Genomic DNA, 18,609 nt, shown 5'->3' on the forward strand with positions numbered 1-18,609 from the left:
CGCTCGCGTCGAATATTGACGCGTATCAACCTAACCGGAGTCCCTGATGAATGTGCTGAAACCCCGGCAGCCAGTGCCCGCACTGGAAGTCGAAACCCTCGATGGCCCGTGGTCGCTGGCCGATCAAAATCCCGAAAATTTTACCATGCTTGTTTTTTATCGCGGCCTGCACTGCCCGATCTGCAGTAAGTACGTTGCTGAACTCGACAAGCTTGTTGGTGATTTTGCTGAAATCGGCGTTTCGATCCTGACGTTGAGCGGGGATGATCGCGAGCGGGCCGAGCAGGCGCGCAAGGACTGGGGGCTCGATAATATCGCTATCGGTTACGGCGTTAGCACCGGGCAGGCCCGGGACTGGGGCTTGCACCGCTCTGCCGGGCGTGGCCTGACCTCGATCGGTATCGAGGAGCCGGCCGAGTTCAGCGAACCGGGTTTATTCGTCGTGCGCCCCGATAATACGCTTTACTGGGCCCAGGTCAGCACGATGCCGTTTGCACGCCCGCACTTTCGTGAAATTATCGGAGCGCTCAAGTTTGCATTGGAGAAAGACTACCCGGCGCGCGGTGAACTCAGCTGAGGGCTTCTAACACGATCCTCACGCAAGTTTATTTAAATTAGAGTTCGAGGCCTTACTGCAAATAGTACCAGGTGGAATCATTTGAGAACCGTCTGTTCACTCGCTATCCTAGGCGTGGATTCCCAAAGCAGAGGTTTACTCTTGTTTTATAAGCTTCTGAGTTCGGCCAGGAACGGACGATCGTATTAATTAAGTAAATGGATGCCTTTTATTTTCCATTCATCCAGTCAGTGATTTAAATCGATTGCACAAAGAAACATGACCCACACAAGAGGCAATCCTCTACGGCCTATTGAAAACAGGGATTAGAAAATAGTACATTAACTCTATCTTTTTCATGTCTTATTGATTGGGAGCATTAGTTTCGTCTCTTCAAATTCAGAAGTGGTATTTTTTGAAGCAGAATAGACCCCGGCAATCGATAGCAGGCTATTAATCGTGCACTTTACGTGGCCTATCGCTATGGGCTGAGATGGACTCACGTATCCTTTTTTGAAGGGCACCAGGCTATCATTTTCCATCAAATAGGTGCCATTGGTTGAATCTAGGTCGCAAAGGTAAATTCGGCCATTTTTAATTTTCATTGCGGCATGTCGTCTGCTGACAGAGCGGGAATTTATATAGATATGGTCTTCTATATAAACATCACCTTCTCTGCCTATGATATAAGTATGACCGTCTATAAGTCCGAAATCCTTGCTCAATTTGTTACTCATTTTTGCCCTGCTCCAATACCGTCCTGTGGCCCCCAAGAATATACCTACCACGAGATGTTAGACAATACATCGCTTGTGCCGGTGTCTCGAAGCCTAATGTTTTACGACACGAAACAATAAACAAAGAAACAAAGGGGTCGGATATCGCCGATGACTCATCGAGTTTGAGTGGCTGTTTCCCCGATATCAGACACTCAAATCTGCAACACCAGGGTCATTACTTCAGCCAGAACCAGAATCTCTGTAGCCAGGTCCGGTGCTCATGCGAGTTAGTGACTTTTTGCGACCATTCGGTGGTGTCATAAAATATGCCCTATCCTATTAATAATGTGATCAGGTGTACGTTATGAAATCTCTATAGCATTTATGTTGGCTTGTTAGTTGTAGTAAGAAAAATGGTATGGGAGAGTTGGCAGGTGATTGATCAGGCAATAGAAATACTAGAAGCAGCACTAATTTATTCATTGAATCCAACGACTTGGGTGATAGTGATTTTATTGTCTATTTGGGTTAAACAGTTTTGGAAACCCGCAGTTTCAGGCATAGTGATGCAAGTAGCCAGCTTGGTTCCGCTTGCCATATATTTAGATTAAATTGACGAAGCTAGTCTCTACGATTTATTAGGTGGGGACAGCGTCGCAGACACTGTGTTTCTTTTTAGCGTACCTGTTTTGAGCGGGATGATTATATCTACATTAGTAATACCATTGGTTAGGCGGCGCCGGCAAAGACGGGAACCGACTATCTCGCTTTAGTAGTACCCCGTACTTACTCATATTTCTAATAGTCGGCATCCTCAGGGTCGAAATCAGATGCTGGCGTAGATGATTTCATGTTCGGCTTTCCCGATAGCTGACACTCAGAATGTAGAGCTCAGTGGCGACCTTCGGCCAGAAACGGACACTGTCAGGATTCTTTACAACTCGGCTGATCAAGTGTAAAGAATTTTTACACTAGAGCATATATTCAACTGCCTTAATACAAACTGGCATCTCCAAAAATGCTCTACTTTGGCGAGGTGGTATGCATATTACGAGAACTGCTTCACATCTTTATCTACAAATAAATTGAACATATAAAAACTTGGGAACATTGGCATAAATTATGCCTTATGTTTGATGGATGTATTAATTTTAGGGAGACATCAAATGAAAATAAGACACCTCATCAAAGCCCTTGGAGGCTGTACATTGGTTGCCGCTGTATTGGTCTTCAGCTCGTCGACAAACGCCGCCCTGGTGACCCAGCTGATTCACTTCGACGATGCTAACAACGGCTGGAAGTGGTACAGCGACGTGGACAATAATTTCCTCTTCGACCCGACTAACCTTCAATCCTCCACGCTCTGTGCCGACTCGACGAGTGGCGGCAACGGTAGCTGCGTAATCGAAGGCACACAGGGCGTGTTGCCCCGAATGACGCGGCCCGAGAATGGGCCCACCTCGCAAGGGTCTGCAAGCACAGAACCTGACATCTCGGGCGATGAGCTCCTGTTCACCTTGGACTCGTTCTATTTCCTTCTGACCGGAAAAGGTGAGGGCTCGGAGAATGCGATCACGGTTACGGGTAGCAACGCAGTGTCCCGGACGTTCGAGTTGGGAGGAAACTATGACCCAATGGTCACTTTCTACGAGGGCCTCAACGCAGGCGACGCGGCTGGCGACTTGGTGAAAAACACAGGGTACATAGCGGCGTTGGGTGACTTGTTCCAGGATGTCACTTGGATACAGTTCGGCGCACCGACGACCGCGCAGGTGCGGCTCGACTGTGTCGTCGCCACGTTTGACGGCACGACCACAGAACCTCTCTCCTCCTTCGACGGGGGGTGCGGCGGTGGTGCCAAGGTCCCTGAACCCTCTATCATCGCTCTATTCGCAGCCGGCCTCTTTGGTTTAGGTTTCGCACGACGCAGAAAAGCATAACCAATAACTACTTTTTGAAGTAACTAAGCCATCTCAATCGAGATGGCTTTTTTTATGGGCGTCCGAGTTGGGTCGAAAGCCGACCCCTACTAATCGTTTCTGAGTGTCTGTTTTCTCCTAAGCAGACCCTCATAAAACCCGAGCAGGAGGCAATCTTCGGCCAGGAGCGGACGCTCGAATCGGTAAAATATTGCAATGATTTCCCGTGCATTATTCATTGCCAAACAGGTTGAACAAATTCAAATCGTACTTGTACGGCACTAGTCTGGATGATTTCGTTTTAGCGCCGATCATACTGAGATAGACCGACATATTATGGTTTTCTATATTCCTCTGGTTAAACGGTTGCTGGGTGAACTTAGTCGCGCGTAACATGCTATCAAGGCCTGCTAGAACCGCATACTGATTCTCGGCCAACAGAATGACTTCTTTACCTGCATGCCAGTATACGTCGAGATTGTTGATATCCAGCGGATCGAGTGGGGGCACTAGCGGAACGATGTCAAGAGGGGTGACTACGCGGATAATGTTGATGTGACTGATTTTGTTGGCTCCAGCTATATTAGTGACTTTAGGCTGACCAAACGTGATTACCTGGTCGATATTGAACTGGTCGGCATCAAGGTACATTGCCACTACAAGAGCAACCGCTCCGCCCAGGCTGTGTCCGGTAGCACGGATTTTATAATCAGCTTTGATTAGCGGTTTCAATTCCGCGTAAACCTGCCTTGCTGCGAATGCAAATCCTTCGTGTAATTGAATCCCCGTGTTCTGATCGACTCTTAATTTGAGTAGGATATCGACCATTGCATTTTCGATATTGGAGGTACCGCGTACCGAGATAACCTGGGTCTCGGTTTGCTTGTTGGTCGCAAGGAAATATGAAATCTGGATATCTGGAGCTGTTTTATAAAGCGTAAGTGTGTAATTACTTGATTCGAGAAAGGTGCGAATTTTGACTTCAGCATCATATGCAGCCTTGGCAAAGCCGGCTTGATTTTGAATCTCGATAAAATCAACCGAACCTGTTTCACTTGCCGACAATGTGACGCTGGTAGAGATCAGCATCAATGTCAAATAGAAAGTTTTCAAGTTTAGCCGGCGTATCTTTAGCATCAAGATGATTAGTCTGGGGTTTAGTGACCTGGGATATTGAGCACCGGACCTAGATTATAACTTTACGAATAACTCGCAAGGTCAACATTTCACAAATCCTTATTAATTGTTGCGACACGGTCACTATCCCTGATTGCTGGATGACTGATATGGCTTTCGTCACAGCAGAAAATATCGCGAGATCTAGTCCTCCTGTAAACGGACGCTGAAAAACACAATCTGAGCTTCTGAGATCGGCCGTAAACGGACTCTTGCCGAATCAGAACTTCTTCCAATCGTTCCCTTCTTCAACTGCTGACCTGTCAAATCGAGGCAATTGATCATTAACATCAAACCACTCGATCTTTTCTGCAAAATGAACATGGGCTTGAGGCGTTATTGCATTGGGATCATCCAAAGTACCTATATGTATTTGGATGTAGTCAGGAAAATGGATAGCCTCGTAAGTAAGAGAAGAACCACAATTCGGACAGAATCCGCGAGTCACACCTGCAGACTTGTATTTTGCTGGTCGCCCTCTTGTAAATATGAGGTCGGTGCCCTTAATTCCAAGCCAGTTGGTGACAACGGAGCCGGTCATTCGGCGACAACTCTCACAATGGCAATATCCAGACCAAACGGATTCACCTTCAATTCGATACTGAATATTCCCACATAAACAATGGCCGCTAGCGATTTTCCCGGGCATATCTACCACCTATAAACAGATCCCGAAATAATATCATGTGGACTTGTATATCCCTTAAGCAGACGCCTAAATTTAAGATCCCAAGGTCTGGAAACGACCAAAAGCTGAATCTCGGTCGCAACGGAGAACCCCTTAATGTAGAGGGCTTAAAATCGAATCAAGCCAATTTCTGGATAGGCTATATTGTTAAATTACGATATCCACAATAGCCTGCGGGACCGGCTGGGCGTTATTAAAATTCATTGTGACCAGTTCACGTTTATCTTGTGGCACCCGCTGATACAGCCAGTCATTTTCGTTGTCAGGATGATCGGGCAAGTAAAATTGCGTGGTCAGACGCTCATGATTATCAACCAGTACCTTAACGTGTATGTGTGGCGTGCGTCCCGCATAGGGAACAGGTTTAATAGTTCGAAATGCATAGCTACCATCAGAAGCACTCAGATCATGACCAAAACCCTGAAATGCTGGGTCACGCGAGTTCCATCCGGAATCGCCGCGGTGGAGATAACGTCCATTGACATCGCACTGCCAGATTTCAACACGCGCCCCGACAATCGGATTACCCGTCTTATTTAACACCTGCCCATGAAGCGCCACCACTTCCCCACCGGCTTGCTCAACTTCGCCTGCGATCTTGACTAGATCGTTATCAATATCGTCATAGCGCATCCCGGTAGTGGGATAAAAAGGCCCTTCGGAAGCGGGCGGGGTTGAAATTATGGCCTTGGCCAGTCCCGAAACCGGAAAGGTCATGATTCCGAGAAACAACTTACGCCTGCTCAGATTAATGGGATCATTCATGGCGCTACTCCTAAAATTGAACTATTTGGTAAGTGTACTGCATGTGAAAATGCTTACCCAATATACCAGAGATATAACATGGCTCGGCGCTTCGTTGTAGTTCCACTGAATATTCGATTCTAAGGGCCTGTTTTCTCCAAAGCAGACGCCCAAAATGTCTAGTTCAGTGGCGACAAACGGCCAGGAGCTGACGCTCAGAATTTATTATTTGAACTTCCGCTTAGGACACAAGATGTGTGAAAACCGTCAGATCGAGTCTGAACCACTGCACTTAAATTAAGACTAGACTGGACTGTCCTCATATACTCTTTAAATAAATCCTTTCCCTTTTTTTAAGGTCCCGATCATTATGGTGTTACTTTAGGAAGTTCGTTAGAAAGAATATCAAGATTGGGAAGCATAATGATCTCTATGCGACGATTGAGCTGCCGACCTTCTTCAGTTTCATTATCAGCTCTTGGGCGAAATTCACCAAATCCGGCGGCTGAAATATTCTCAGGATCAACATCGATATCTGTCAGTAAATGGACGACTGTGAGTGCCCGGGAAGTGGATAGTTCCCAATTACTGGGAAACTGTGCACTTTTAATTGGCTTATTGTCAGTATGCCCTTCAATTTGAAAACGCCTGTCTGAAAATTGGCTAAGTACCGAGCCGATTTGAGTCAGGGCCTCTTCGCCTTCAGGATTTAAGTTAGCGCTACCGCTTTTGAACAGGACATTATTGGGGAGATTGATGACAATTCGACCTTGTTCAATGCTAACCGTTAATTGGCCGCCGTCAATCATGGTTTTCAAGGTATTAACAAAATTTTCATATATTTGATTACGACGCTTGGTTTCGATCTCAATATCTCGTAGCGTAGTCATTTGTGCCTGTGATTCTGAGAGTTCCTGTTGGAGATCCTTTTTTCGTGCTTCAAGTTTCATTAACTCATCCACAGCCGTCACAACTTGCATTCTGGCGGATTTTAGTTCCTGTTCTGTTTTCTGTATTTGTTGTTGATTACGATTGATTTCCTCCTGAGCCAGTGCATTCTGCATTTTGGCGGCATCTAACTCCTGTTCTGTTTTCTGTATTTGTTGTTGATTACGGTTGATTTCTTCCTGAGCGCTTCCCAGGGATTGGCGCATCGAATCCATTTCAGCAAGTGCCGCTTCATGTTTACCGCTAGATACGCAGGCAGATAAAAATAATAATGGGAGAATAGTGAAGGTTAGTGTGCTAATTCTCAAGATGACTCCCTGATGCTGTGTTGGTCTACTGAAGCAAAGATTGTGTGCTTCATTAATACTTTTCTTTATAGTTAGGCCGCTATCTGGATGTGCGGCTGATTGTGCTGAATCAGGATTGCGGTCTTGGTACGCACTTCGCTCGCTGTTGCAAATACAAAGTCTTCTGGCTCAATATCGTTTTCATCCATCCAGTCAGCAACGGCGCTGAGGGGCAGCTTGTGTTTGATTTCTGGAAGTGCTTCGAGTGCGTTTGCGACCGCAGTGACAGCAGCGAGATATTGATAGCATTGCATGTCTGATTCCTCCGTGTGTATTGGGCCTGTCAATTGGTACAAATTGAGAGGAGCGACATTATATGGCTTCAAGATGTTATTTTGTGTAGAACCTGCACGTAAATATTTCACAGGCCGTTCAGCTTCGGTGCGTCGAGCTTGAGCGTCAGTTTTCTCCTAAGAAGACGCTCATAAGTACCTGGTGGGAGGCAATCTTCGGCCAATAGCTGTCGCTCAAATTGGTAGAGTCTTCGGGGAGAAATTTCACTAATTCCACTTATCGACTGTAGTAGGTCGCCGATATCTGGATTCTTGTGAACAAATCCACATTTTTAGGCTGCTGATTCCCTGTGGTTTTTCTTGCAAGGGATATAATTCCCATATGCGTGTAAAAGTTAAAGACGAAGTGAGAGGTTCAGGGCATGGGTAAACGAAATCTTTGGAAATTGAATGTTATCGGACCTGTATGCATGCTGCTAGCAGCGTGCGGTGGTGGCGGAGGAGGTGACGAATCAACTGGCTCTATCTCTGTGAGTGTAACTGATGCACCTGCACCCGATGATGCTGAAGTTTGTATACATTTTTCGGGAATTACCTTGCATCACTCTGATGGTGACCGGATCTCGATACCCTTTGATCCAAGCACCTATGTCGATGATACAGGCGCTTGTGAGGATAATGTGCCTTCTGACACGCCCCCACCTGCTAATCCTGCAAACAACGCTGTGAATTTAAGTTCACTGCAAGGTGTGCTAAGTGTCGCCCTGGCAGATTCGATAGAGGTGAAAGCCGGGTTTTATAACTGGATCAGGCTAGATGTCGATGAGTCACTTTCATACGTCATCGATTCAGGTGGACAGTGGGACCTGAGATGCACGAGTTGTGACGGCGAAAAAAGTGGCCTCAAACTTAATCGGGGAATAACCGTACCGGCCGGAGGTGAAGCGGAGTTCATGATCGATATTGATTTGGCCAAGTCCTTGAATCAAAAACCGGACGGCAATTACCAACTGCGTCCTACTTTGCGACTAGTTAACCTGGTTGAAACGGGCAATATCATCGGGACTATTGACGGTGGCCTCATAACTGGACCGGTAATCGAGTCGGAAACAGTATGCAGCGTATACGTTTACACAGGGCATGATGTCATCCCCGATGATTACCATCCAACAGATAATGTCCTGACATCAACCGAGGTTGTATATGATACGGATAGCGGATTGTACGAATACACTGCGGCATATCTGCAAACAGACAGTGGTAATGGTCCTACTCCTTATACATTAGCACTGACCTGTGATACTGACGATGCAGACGTAGATCAGAATAACGATCCGTTAAGTTCAACAATTACGGATGTAATCTTTACTGATGGTAACACTGAAGGTGTGGGGCAGAATGCTGATCTTTCAACCAATCAGCCTTTAGTTAAGGACTTCCCACCCCCGGTAATTTAGTTGGTAGTTGGTACTAAGTAGTTAGCGACGCCCTTCAGGGCGTCGTTTGCTTTTTAATCTTGGATGTCCCCTTTGGGTCCAGAGTTTTCACACACTCTGGGTCGTTAACAGATCTTGATTTCCTAAATCTGAGCGTCTGCATTTTATTGTTTCCTGAACTTCAATGCAGACGTTTTAAAAGGAGTCGTAGTTCAGGCGCACCCCCAGATTCGCTTAGAGTTCGATTTCGTGGGGGAGATAATCCTGCAGTAAATGACACAGGCAGTCCTGGCGTACGACCAGCTTGTCGCGGGTGAGCATAGCCGGCATCAGGGTATTGTTGAGATAAATCTTACCCTCCTCGACGCGCACGATGTCATCGGTGACATCATGCCCTTCTGTGTCGGTGATTGATATCGGGCGCGCGACGCGGGTGTAGCCGAATACCTGGTGCGGATCTATCGGAGTAAAGTTTCGATCCTCGATATCGTTCTCGAACCTCAGGTCGGCATCGGCCGCAGGGTCAAATTCGAAACTGACGTGCTCGGGAATGTTCAGGGTCAGGTGCGATTCAACCAGGTGCAGCGCATGTCGGGTCGGCTTGGTGTGTGGCAGTTCATCGAGGGTTAGCATGTCTTCGAGGAATCGACAGGCATGCTCGATGCCCTTTGGATCCCCGGGTAGTCCACACTCCAGCGTGGCTGCCGGACAAATACTATTAAACGCCATAGTGCAGACACCATGGTGATTGTAAACCATTCCGACCCGGTTAAATCTCGCTGCCAGGTTCTGGTTTTCCAGGGTGGGATCGGTGATGCAGGCATAATGTGGATTCTTGCCCGTATTGTTGTGGATATCGATTGCCACAAACAGGGGCAAGCCGTGTGCAATCTCGACCACGCGCTGCATCATTTGCGAGGTGGGGCTGGGTTCCTGGTCGGTACCCGGCCAGCAACGGTTATAATCCACCTGCCCGGGTAAAAAGCGTCGATTCACCTCGGCCGCCCGTACGTTGCCGATAAACAACAGAATCGAGCGTGGCAAATCTTCCGCATGCTTGTCCAACACCCGTTGCATGACCTTGAGACCGGTATATTCGTTACCGTGCAACAGGATTGAAACAAACAGGAAATTCGGATCCTTGCCGTCCAACTGGATCAGCGTCGGGTTGGGAAACAGTGTGCGGATGTTTGCTGTGCTGATGTCGAAGAAGCCATCGGGCAGACCGTGCAAACGATCGAAGTTATCGATCATGTGCCGGGGTCCTGCCACAGGTGTACGGGTTGTCCGCTGCGCGCCTGTTCAATGTAGTCACATACCAGGCGCGCGCTATCGCCGAACTGCTTCCAGTGCCTGGTTATCCAGCGCGCGCCGGTGGCCTCGCGTTCGACGCGGGATTTAATCACGTTAAGCCAGCGGCTGGTGTCTTCAATTCCGGCCGTTTCAAAGTATGATTGTGCCAGCGGCAGGGCGTGCTCGAGCAGGGCCCGTTTCAACGGCAACAGCTCGCCGTTTATCCAGTGCACCTCGGCATTAAGGCCTTTACGCGCGGCGCGGTAGAAATCGGTTTCAAGAGTTTCGTAAGGGACACCGGTCAGCTCGTCGCCCGACGCCTTCAGGCCCTCGGTCAGGCCAACGTAAAATACAATGTTGGCAAGCGTGTCGATCAGGGTTGGACCCGACGGCACCACGCGCAGCTCGAGACGCAAGTGATACTCCTCGCCCCGGTTGCGCGCAATGATCGGGCGAACCCAGCGCCAGATCGTGCCGTTGTGTAGCGCCAGGTGGTGCAGGTCCTCGACTGGCCGGTCCAGGACCTCGGGTAGAATCGGGCTGTAATAAAAATTGTCTTCGAATAAATCGAGCAGCGAATCGATATAGCGCTTGCCGAGGTGAACCCGCGGAATGATATGATCTTCGATTTCCTGGGGGTTTCGTGTATCGACCGCCTGTTTGAAGATTCCGATGCGCGACTCCTGCCAGCAGCACTTGCCGAGCACCAGCGGTGCATTCGCAGTTGCGCCCAGCACCAGCATGCTGGACCATAACCCGGCATGGTAGGTCGGAACGATTTCGTCGAACGGCACCTGCAGGTGAATCTGCAGCGAGGTTGCAAGCGCCTCGAGCATGACGTCGTCCTTTTCGACCTTGAGGATTTCGTCACCCTCGAGGTGCAGACGGATTGCCTGGCCGCGCATGTCGAGTAATTGCCGGTTGAGCTGGTTATAGCGGTGCAGCTCGGTCATGTAACCGTCTGGATTCAGGTGTTCGGGTGTAACGCTCGGAAATACACCGAACATTCCGATCTGGGTGTCAAATTTGTGCGCAGAGTCTTCGGCCTGTTGAAACAACATTTTCAGGTCAGCTTCGACCCGGTTGAAGACGTCGGTTTCGTAAGGGAACGGGTTGCCGTTAATCTCCATGTTGAACTTCGCGAGTTCGGAAGTGAACAACGGGTTGCCGGTGGCGTCGATAATTTCAATATTATTACGGCTCGGGTTACCGACGGCGTCCGCCAGGCAGAGTTCCAGTTCATAACCGAGATTACGGCTGCTGTTGTCAAATGTCCCTTTTGCAAACAGTGAACGCACGAACTCGGTTTCTTCTTCCAGGCGTTGCTGGAAACGATCGTAGTCAGCTTGTTCGAAGTTGTCTTTTTGGATTTCTTCGCCCATGGTGTTCGAAGTATAAGATAGATATCGAACCCGTGCCTACCTCGATCTTGAGGATGCTAGTGTTAACTCCAAAGCCTGTTTATACTTCGCGCTCGGCCAAGTAAAGATTAATATGCCCGTCATCCTGCAAGTATCCAACCTGGTCAAGTGCTTCGGTCAGTTAACCGCGGTTAATGATGTCAGTTTCGAGATCTCGGAAGGCAGCTGCTTTGGGCTGCTGGGGCCGAACGGGGCGGGTAAAACCACTACAATCGAAATAATGGAGGGTATCAAGACCCCGGATGCGGGCGCGATTCGCTACCTCGGGGAGCCGCTCGGCCAGCAGTTTCGCAACGAGGCCGGCATCATGTTTCAAACTACCGCGCTGCAGGAATTTATCACGGTGCGTGAAATCATGGTGCAGTTCAGCCGCTTTTATCCGAATACCTCGAGCATCGATGAACTTGCCGAGCGCTACGCGCTGCATGAATTTCTTGGCCAGGATACACGTAAGCTTTCCGGTGGACAGAAACAGCGCCTGCTACTGGCGATGTCGTTGATCAATAAACCCAGGATTCTGTTCCTGGATGAACCCACCACGGGTCTCGACCCCCAGTCACGCCGTAACCTCTGGAAACAGGTGCAGCTGATCAAGGAGCAGGGTGCGACTATTCTGTTAACCACGCACTATATGGAAGAGGCCTACGAACTTTGCGATGAAATTGCGATCATGGATCATGGTCGCATTATCGCGCACGACGCGCCGGATGCGTTGCTGGCGGCGCATTTTGACGATGTCGTTGTACAGATCCATGCCAGCGATATCCCGCGAGAAATTGGTGAAAAGGAATTCCAGGCAATTTATCGCAATGACAGCGCGCATATTGTTACCGGCGACGTCAACAGAACGATTGAACACCTGCTGCACTTTGATATCCCGCTCGATCGTCTGCGCATCCGTGCGCGTGATCTCGAGGACCTGTTCCTCGAATTAACCGGCAAGGAACTGCGCGCCTGATGTGGAATCGAATTTACGCGCTTTTTGTCGCGCGCAACCTGGAGTTCATCCGCGACCGCTCCGCGCTTGCCTGGAGCGTTTTGTTGCCGATCCTGATTATCTTTGTCTTCGCCTTTGCGTTTACCGAGGAAAATCCGGAAAAATTCAAGGTTGGGGTGATCCTCGGCGACGAAACTGAAGGTGCAGCGGCGGCGTTTAAAGAGACACGCTTCATCAACTTCATCAATTTCGATGAAGTCGAGACCAATCTGTTTAAAGTAGAACGTCACCAGATTGACATGCTGTTCGACCCGAACACCAATCGCTACTGGATCAACCAGACCTCGCCCAATGGTTATATCGTAGAGAAGCTGTTGATTGCGGCCTATGCCGATTCTGCCGAGTCGCTGCAGCAAACCCTGGTCGAGGGCGATGAAATTCGTTATATCGACTGGGTTATTCCGGGCGTTATCGCGATGAACATCATGTGGGGTGCCCTGTTCGGCATCGGCTATGTAATCGTACGCTATCGCAAATTCGGCGTGCTCAAGCGCCTGCGCGCAACCCCGGTCACGGCGATTGAATTCCTGAGTGCCCAGATTTTGTCTCGGTTGTGGCTACTGGTAGTGGTTAATACCGTGATATTTATCTGCATGGATTATTTTGTCGGTTTTCGTATGCTGGGTTCCTATTTCAACCTGTTCCTGGTTTTTACGCTGGGTTGTATCAATTTAATTTGCTGCGGGCTGGTGGTCGCGGCCCGCATCTCGACCGAGGAGGTCGCCAACGGCGTTTTGAACCTGTTGAGCTGGCCGATGATGTTCCTGTCTGGCGTCTGGTTCTCGCTCGAAGGGGCACACCCGTGGATGCAGAAATTTGCCCTGATCCTGCCGCTTACCCATGTCACCGACGCGGCGCGTGAAATCATGATCGACGGTGCCAGCATCGTGCAAATTTCGGATCACCTGCTGGTGCTCGGTGTGTCGAGCGTAATCCTGCTATTGATTGGCGCGAGGATTTTTCAATGGGAGTGATATCCGACCAGACCATCCTGTTTTGCCTGCTGGGAATCGTATTCGGGCTGCTGGTATGGGGCAAGATCCGCTATGACCTGGTGGCGTTCGGGGCGCTCGTGGTTGCGATCGTGATCGGTGTCGTGCCGCAGGAGGAAGCCTTCTCAGGATTTGGTCACCATGCGACGGTCATCATTGCACTGGTATTAATCGTCAGCCGTGGTTTGTCGAACTCGGGTGCGATCGAGTTGATCGCCCGGCACGTGGTTGAAGGCGGGCGCTCGTTGTATCTCCATATCAGTATCATGTCGGGTGTATCAGCGGTACTGTCGGCGATGATGAACAATGTCGCGGCGCTTGCGCTGCTGATGCCGATCGATATGCAGGCGGCGAAGAAAGCCAAGCGCAACGTGCGTTTAAGCCTGATGCCGCTATCGTTCGCGTCGATTCTCGGCGGCATGATTACGCTGATCGGCACCCCGCCCAATATCATCATTGCGAGTTTTCGTGAAACCGCGATAGGCGAGCCTTTCGGCATGTTCGACTTTTCACCGGTGGGTGCGGTCACGGCCCTGGCCGGAGTAATATTTATTGTCCTCGTCGGCTGGCGGCTGATTCCGGATGCCGACAACGATGAAAGCGGGCTCGAGCTACCATTACCACACGAAGACTACGTGGCCGAAGTTCGCGTCCCGGAAAATGCGACCGTTATCGGCCGGCGCGTGCGGGATCTGGACGGCGAGGCGGATGAAGCCGATGTTGCGATCGTCGGCCTGGTGCGCAAGGGTAAGCGGTTACCCGGTCGTGCGCGGCTCGAGGAAATTCGCAAGGGGGATATCCTGGTGATCGAGTCCGATGCGGAGCACATAGACGCCTTCGTCGGCGCCTTCAAACTCGAGTACGTTGGCAGTGAAAAATATATCGGCCATGCCGCCGAAGGTTTGACCCTGGTCGAAGCCGTCGTGCCCGAAAATGCACGTATCGAGGGTCGCAGCGCATTCAGCCTGCGGCTGCTGTACCGGCACGGCATAACCCTGCTCGGCGTGTCGCGCCGTGGCAGAACCTTCCGTGAACGGGTGCGCAAGCTCGAGACGCGTGCTGGCGACGTGTTGCTGTTGCTCGGGCCCAGCGAACGCCTGGACGATATCGTCAGGTGGCTCGGGTGCCTGCCATTGCAGGAACGTGATCTGCTGGTCGTGCAACGTCACAAAGCCTGGATCGCGGTAACCGGTTTTGCGCTTGCAATCGCGGCGGCGACCTCGGGGATCATGCATCTGCCCGAAGCGTTGGCACTCGTTTGCATGCTCATGGTGGGATTTAATATCGTGCCGCTCAAGGAACTTTACACTTCGATCGAATGGCCGGTCATCGTGCTGCTGGGCTCGATGATCCCGATTGGTTCCGCGCTCGAAGCTTCGGGCGGTACCGCATTAATCGCCCAGCAAATCATTGATTTTGCCGCAGGCTACGGGCCGGTGATCGTGCTCACCCTGTTAATGGTTGTTACGATGACGTTATCCGATGTGCTCAATAATACCGCGACCACTGTCATCGCGGCGCCGATCGGAATCGATATTGCCAATCGCCTCAGTGTGAATCCGGATCCTTTTCTGATGGCGGTCGCTATTGCCGCCTCCTGCGCTTTCCTGACCCCGATCGGGCATAAGAATAATACGTTGATCATGGGGCCCGGGGGCTATCGCTTCGGTGATTACTGGCGCATGGGATTGCCGCTCGAAGTGATCGTAATCGTGGTCTCGATCCCGATGATCCTCATCGTCTGGCCTTTCTAGATATCAAGGCCAACCCCCGGGTTGGCTTACTATCGATTCGCGGGATGGCGGTATTCAAGTATATACCGGCTATGATCTTTACCTGCGAAGCAGTTAAAATAGCGCAATCCTCAGACTTGGCATCATCGTTATGACCGTCATCAAGCAAGCCGACCTGATCGAAAGCATCGCTGATGCGCTGCAGTACATTTCCTATTTCCACCCGCTCGATTTCATCCGCGCCATGGATGAGGCCTACCAGCGCGAGGAAAATCCCGCGGCACGTGACGCCATCGCCCAGATCCTGATCAACTCACGCATGTGCGCGATGGGACACCGCCCCATCTGCCAGGATACGGGCATTGTGACCGTGTTCCTGCGCGTCGGTATGCAGGTGCAGTGGGACGCCGATATGTCGGTAAGCGACATGTGTAACGAGGGTATTCGCCGCGCCTATCTGAACCCGGACAACGTGCTGCGCGCATCGATTCTGAATGATCCCGACGGCAGCCGCAGCAACACCGGCGATAATACCCCGGGCGTGATTCATTACGAGATCGTACCGGGCGATATGGTTGAAGTGCACGTCGCCGCCAAGGGCGGTGGCAGCGAGGCCAAGTCGAAGTTCGCGATGCTGAACCCATCCGACTCGGTGGTCGACTGGGTGCTCAACATGGTGCCGCAAATGGGTGCCGGTTGGTGTCCCCCGGGAATGCTCGGCATCGGTATCGGTGGCACCGCCGAGAAAGCGATGCTACTGGCCAAGGAAGCCTTGCTGGAACCGATCGATATCCATGATCTGCAGGCACGTGGCGCAAGTAACCGCGCCGAGGAATTACGCCTCGAACTCTACGACAAAGTAAATCGTCTCGGTATCGGCGCCCAGGGCCTGGGTGGTCTGACCACGGTGATGGACGTCAAGGTGAGGGACTACCCGTCGCACGCGGCAAACAAGGCTGTCGCGATTATTCCCAACTGTGCGGCGACCCGCCATACTCATTTCACGCTCGATGGTGGCGGGCCTGTGCGGCTCGAAGCGCCAAAACTCGAGGATTGGCCCGAAGTCACCCGCGAAATCGGCGACAACGTCAAGCGGGTCAACCTCGACAACGTTACCCGCGCCGATGTCAAGGCCTGGAAACCGGGCGATACGCTGCTGCTAAGCGGCAAGATGTTGACCGGTCGCGACGCCGCGCATAAAAAAATGGTCGATATGCTTGCCAATAACGAAAAGCTGCCGGTCGATTTGAACGGGCGTTTTATTTATTACGTCGGTCCGGTCGATCCGATCGGTGATGAGGTCGTCGGTCCGGCCGGTCCCACCACCGCGACGCGCATGGACAAATTCACGCGCACGATGCTCGAGCAAACCGGCCTGCTCGGCATGATTGGCAAGGCAGAGCGCGGGCCTGCGGCGATCGAGGCGATCCGTGATTTTGAGTCGGTATACCTGATGGCGGTTGGCGGTGCGGCCTATCTGGTAGCGCAGGCGATCAAGGCATCGAAAGTGGTCGCGTTTCCTGAACTCGGTATGGAGGCAATCTACGAATTCGAGCTCGAGGATATGCCGGTTACCGTCGCGGTCGATCACAGCGGTGAATCGGTGCACCAGACCGGACCCAGGATCTGGGCCGAAAAAATCAACCAGCGCATCGTCAACTTCGACGCCTAGCGGCGGTAAACCCGCGCCAGCGCCCAGACCTCGACGAAGTCCACACCGGCGCGATGCAGCGTTTTGGTGATCTCGCTCGCGGTTGAGCCCGTCGTTACGATATCGTCAACGAGGGCGACGTGTCGATACACGCGCTTCGGCGCATAGGCAAATGCCTGGCGGACATTATTGGCGCGCTGAGTGGCGCTCAAACCCGATTGACCCGGTGTCGCACGCAGCCGAGTCAAGGCGTGTTGATCGACAGGTATGCCGAAGGCCCTCGACCAGATACCGGCAATTTCCCGGGCCTGGTTGTATCCGCGTTCGAGCAGGCGCGTTCGGTGCAACGGCACCGGTATCAGTACCTCGGGTTGGGGCGTGCTCGCTCGAAACGGCTCTAGACATTGGTGGCATAGAGTTTTCGCCAGGTAGTGCGATTCGGAAAACTTGAGTTGAAGCAGGTAACGACGCGCCAGTCCCCGGTATTGCAGCGGCGCAATCATTTTCTGCCAACGCGGTGGACACAGCAGGCAGCGTGGACATACCAGGCCGTTGGCCGCGTTTGGTTGCCCGCAGTACTGACAGGGATTTGGCACCCACTGCAGCCGCGCCTTGCAGTCGGGGCATAATGAGTTTGCGTCGCTAATTTCGGAGCCGCAAGCAAGACAAACCCCGGGTGCAAACAGGTGATCGATGAAGCGGGCGATGCCGCGCTGAAAGCTTGCTGACATTGACTATTCCCTGTCTTGCAATAGACTTGGCGTTCTCCCTTTACTCACGGCCAGACTCCTGATGACCGAAGCAGCGCAATCCATCCGCCATGACTGGACGCTTGACGAAATTAAAGCGCTTTTTGAACAGCCTTTCAACGACTTGTTGTTCCGGGCGCAAACCACGCACCGCCAAAACTTCGATCCCAACGCAGTTCAAATCAGCACCTTGTTGAGCATTAAAACCGGCGCCTGCCCGGAAGATTGCGCCTATTGTCCGCAGAGCGCCAAGTACGACACCGGGCTCGAGCGTGAGCGCCTGCTGCCAATTGAAGATGTCCATGTTGCAGCGATGAATGCCAGGGAAAATGGTGCAACCCGCTTTTGTATGGGCGCAGCCTGGCGCAATCCCACTGACAAAAACCTGGACAAGGTGATCGAGATGATAACTCTCGTCAAGGAGCTGGGCATGGAGTCCTGCGTTACGCTCGGCATGCTGACCCGCGAACAGACTCGAAAACTTAAACAGGCCGGGCTGGATTACTACAATCACAACCTCGATACCTCGCCCGAGTATTACCAGGAAATCATTACCACGCGAACCTACCAGGATCGCCTCGATACGCTCGAGAACCTGCGCGCCGAGGACATCAATGTCTGCTGCGGTGGCATTATCGGCATGGGTGAAAGCGATAAGGATCGTGCCGCACTGCTACAGCAGCTCGCCAATCTGCCGGAACATCCACAAAGCGTGCCTATCAACCTGCTGGTGCAGGTCGAGAATACGCCGCTGTATGGCACGGACGAACTCGATCCGATTGATTTCGTGCGCACCATCGCGGTTGCTCGCATCATGATGCCCGCATCGGTGGTGCGTCTTTCCGCGGGCCGCACCGCGATGACCGATGAATTGCAGGCACTGTGTTTTCTTGCGGGCGCCAATTCAATTTTCTACGGAGATACGCTGTTGACTACACCGAATCCGGAACAGAATGTGGACAGCGAGTTATTCCACAAGCTCGGTATTGTTGCCAACGGCGAACAGC

The 18,609-nt window shown here is 51.4% G+C and carries 17 protein-coding genes; 8 read left to right on the top strand and 9 right to left on the bottom strand.

Features of this window, described 5'->3' with window-relative positions:
* Nucleotides 1-46 precede the first annotated feature (46 nt).
* On the top strand, nt 47-577 hold the full coding sequence (locus OES20_10840) for an AhpC/TSA family protein (protein ID MDH3635193.1): 531 nt from the start codon (nt 47-49) through the stop codon (nt 575-577).
* A gap of 335 nt (nt 578-912) precedes the next feature.
* Here the strand turns inward: OES20_10840 and OES20_10845 are convergent, their stop codons facing one another.
* Nucleotides 913-1,293: an FHA domain-containing protein gene (locus tag OES20_10845; protein ID MDH3635194.1), complete on the bottom strand. Its 381-nt coding sequence runs from the start codon at nt 1,291-1,293 to the stop codon at nt 913-915.
* 1,148 nt (nt 1,294-2,441) lie between these two features.
* Between OES20_10845 and OES20_10850 the strand changes: the two genes are divergently transcribed.
* A complete protein-coding gene (locus OES20_10850; GenBank protein ID MDH3635195.1) occupies nt 2,442-3,215 on the top strand; it encodes a PEP-CTERM sorting domain-containing protein in 774 nt (257 codons plus the stop codon).
* Between the two features lie 210 nt (nt 3,216-3,425).
* Here the strand turns inward: OES20_10850 and OES20_10855 are convergent, their stop codons facing one another.
* The 5 genes from OES20_10855 to OES20_10875 form a co-directional block, all read right to left on the bottom strand.
* A complete protein-coding gene (locus OES20_10855) occupies nt 3,426-4,307 on the bottom strand; it encodes a lipase family protein (protein ID MDH3635196.1) in 882 nt (293 codons plus the stop codon).
* Between the two features lie 283 nt (nt 4,308-4,590).
* Nucleotides 4,591-5,019 carry a GFA family protein gene (locus tag OES20_10860; GenBank protein MDH3635197.1) on the bottom strand — a complete coding sequence of 143 codons (429 nt, stop codon included), beginning with the start codon at nt 5,017-5,019 and terminating at the stop codon, nt 4,591-4,593.
* A 186-nt stretch (nt 5,020-5,205) separates the two neighbouring features.
* Nucleotides 5,206-5,823 (bottom strand): protocatechuate 3,4-dioxygenase, encoded by a 618-nt coding sequence (locus tag OES20_10865; protein MDH3635198.1) that lies wholly within the window; start codon nt 5,821-5,823, stop codon nt 5,206-5,208.
* Between the two features lie 347 nt (nt 5,824-6,170).
* Nucleotides 6,171-7,058, bottom strand: coding sequence for an OmpA family protein (locus OES20_10870; protein ID MDH3635199.1), 888 nt, complete (start codon nt 7,056-7,058; stop codon nt 6,171-6,173).
* Nucleotides 7,059-7,129: 71 nt separating this feature from the next.
* Complete coding sequence (locus OES20_10875; protein MDH3635200.1) at nt 7,130-7,351, bottom strand: hypothetical protein; 222 nt, start codon at nt 7,349-7,351, stop codon at nt 7,130-7,132.
* 401 nt (nt 7,352-7,752) lie between these two features.
* Here OES20_10875 and OES20_10880 point away from each other — a divergent pair, with 401 nt between their 5' ends.
* Entirely contained in the window at nt 7,753-8,787 is a 1,035-nt protein-coding gene (locus tag OES20_10880; protein ID MDH3635201.1) for a DUF4382 domain-containing protein, read from the top strand.
* A gap of 213 nt (nt 8,788-9,000) precedes the next feature.
* Here OES20_10880 and OES20_10885 read toward each other — a convergent pair whose 3' ends face one another.
* Nucleotides 9,001-10,020, bottom strand: coding sequence for a M14 family metallopeptidase (locus tag OES20_10885; protein MDH3635202.1), 1,020 nt, complete (start codon nt 10,018-10,020; stop codon nt 9,001-9,003).
* On the bottom strand, nt 10,017-11,441 hold the full coding sequence (locus OES20_10890; GenBank protein MDH3635203.1) for a hypothetical protein: 1,425 nt from the start codon (nt 11,439-11,441) through the stop codon (nt 10,017-10,019). Before OES20_10890 ends, OES20_10885 begins: the two co-directional genes overlap by 4 nt.
* 112 nt (nt 11,442-11,553) lie before the next feature.
* Between OES20_10890 and OES20_10895 the strand changes: the two genes are divergently transcribed.
* The 4 genes from OES20_10895 (at nt 11,554) to OES20_10910 (ending at nt 16,874) form a co-directional block, all read left to right on the top strand.
* Nucleotides 11,554-12,438, top strand: coding sequence for an ABC transporter ATP-binding protein (locus OES20_10895; GenBank protein MDH3635204.1), 885 nt, complete (start codon nt 11,554-11,556; stop codon nt 12,436-12,438).
* Nucleotides 12,438-13,451, top strand: a complete 1,014-nt coding sequence (locus OES20_10900; protein ID MDH3635205.1) for an ABC transporter permease — start codon at nt 12,438-12,440, stop codon at nt 13,449-13,451. The genes OES20_10895 and OES20_10900 overlap by 1 nt, the downstream gene beginning before the upstream one ends.
* On the top strand, nt 13,442-15,223 hold the full coding sequence (locus OES20_10905; protein ID MDH3635206.1) for an SLC13 family permease: 1,782 nt from the start codon (nt 13,442-13,444) through the stop codon (nt 15,221-15,223). The genes OES20_10900 and OES20_10905 overlap by 10 nt, the downstream gene beginning before the upstream one ends.
* A 130-nt stretch (nt 15,224-15,353) precedes the next feature.
* A complete protein-coding gene (locus tag OES20_10910; protein MDH3635207.1) occupies nt 15,354-16,874 on the top strand; it encodes a fumarate hydratase in 1,521 nt (506 codons plus the stop codon).
* Here the strand turns inward: OES20_10910 and OES20_10915 are convergent.
* Nucleotides 16,871-17,584: a ComF family protein gene (locus OES20_10915; GenBank protein MDH3635208.1), complete on the bottom strand. Its 714-nt coding sequence runs from the start codon at nt 17,582-17,584 to the stop codon at nt 16,871-16,873. The two genes, OES20_10910 and OES20_10915, sit on opposite strands and share 4 nt — an antisense overlap.
* A 61-nt stretch (nt 17,585-17,645) precedes the next feature.
* On the opposite strand from OES20_10915, the gene bioB reads away from it, so the two are divergent.
* A partial coding sequence (bioB, locus tag OES20_10920; protein MDH3635209.1) for a biotin synthase BioB occupies nt 17,646-18,609 on the top strand: 964 nt, incomplete at its 3' end.

It is taken from the genome of Gammaproteobacteria bacterium, assembly GCA_029862005.1.
Classification (GTDB): Bacteria; Pseudomonadota; Gammaproteobacteria.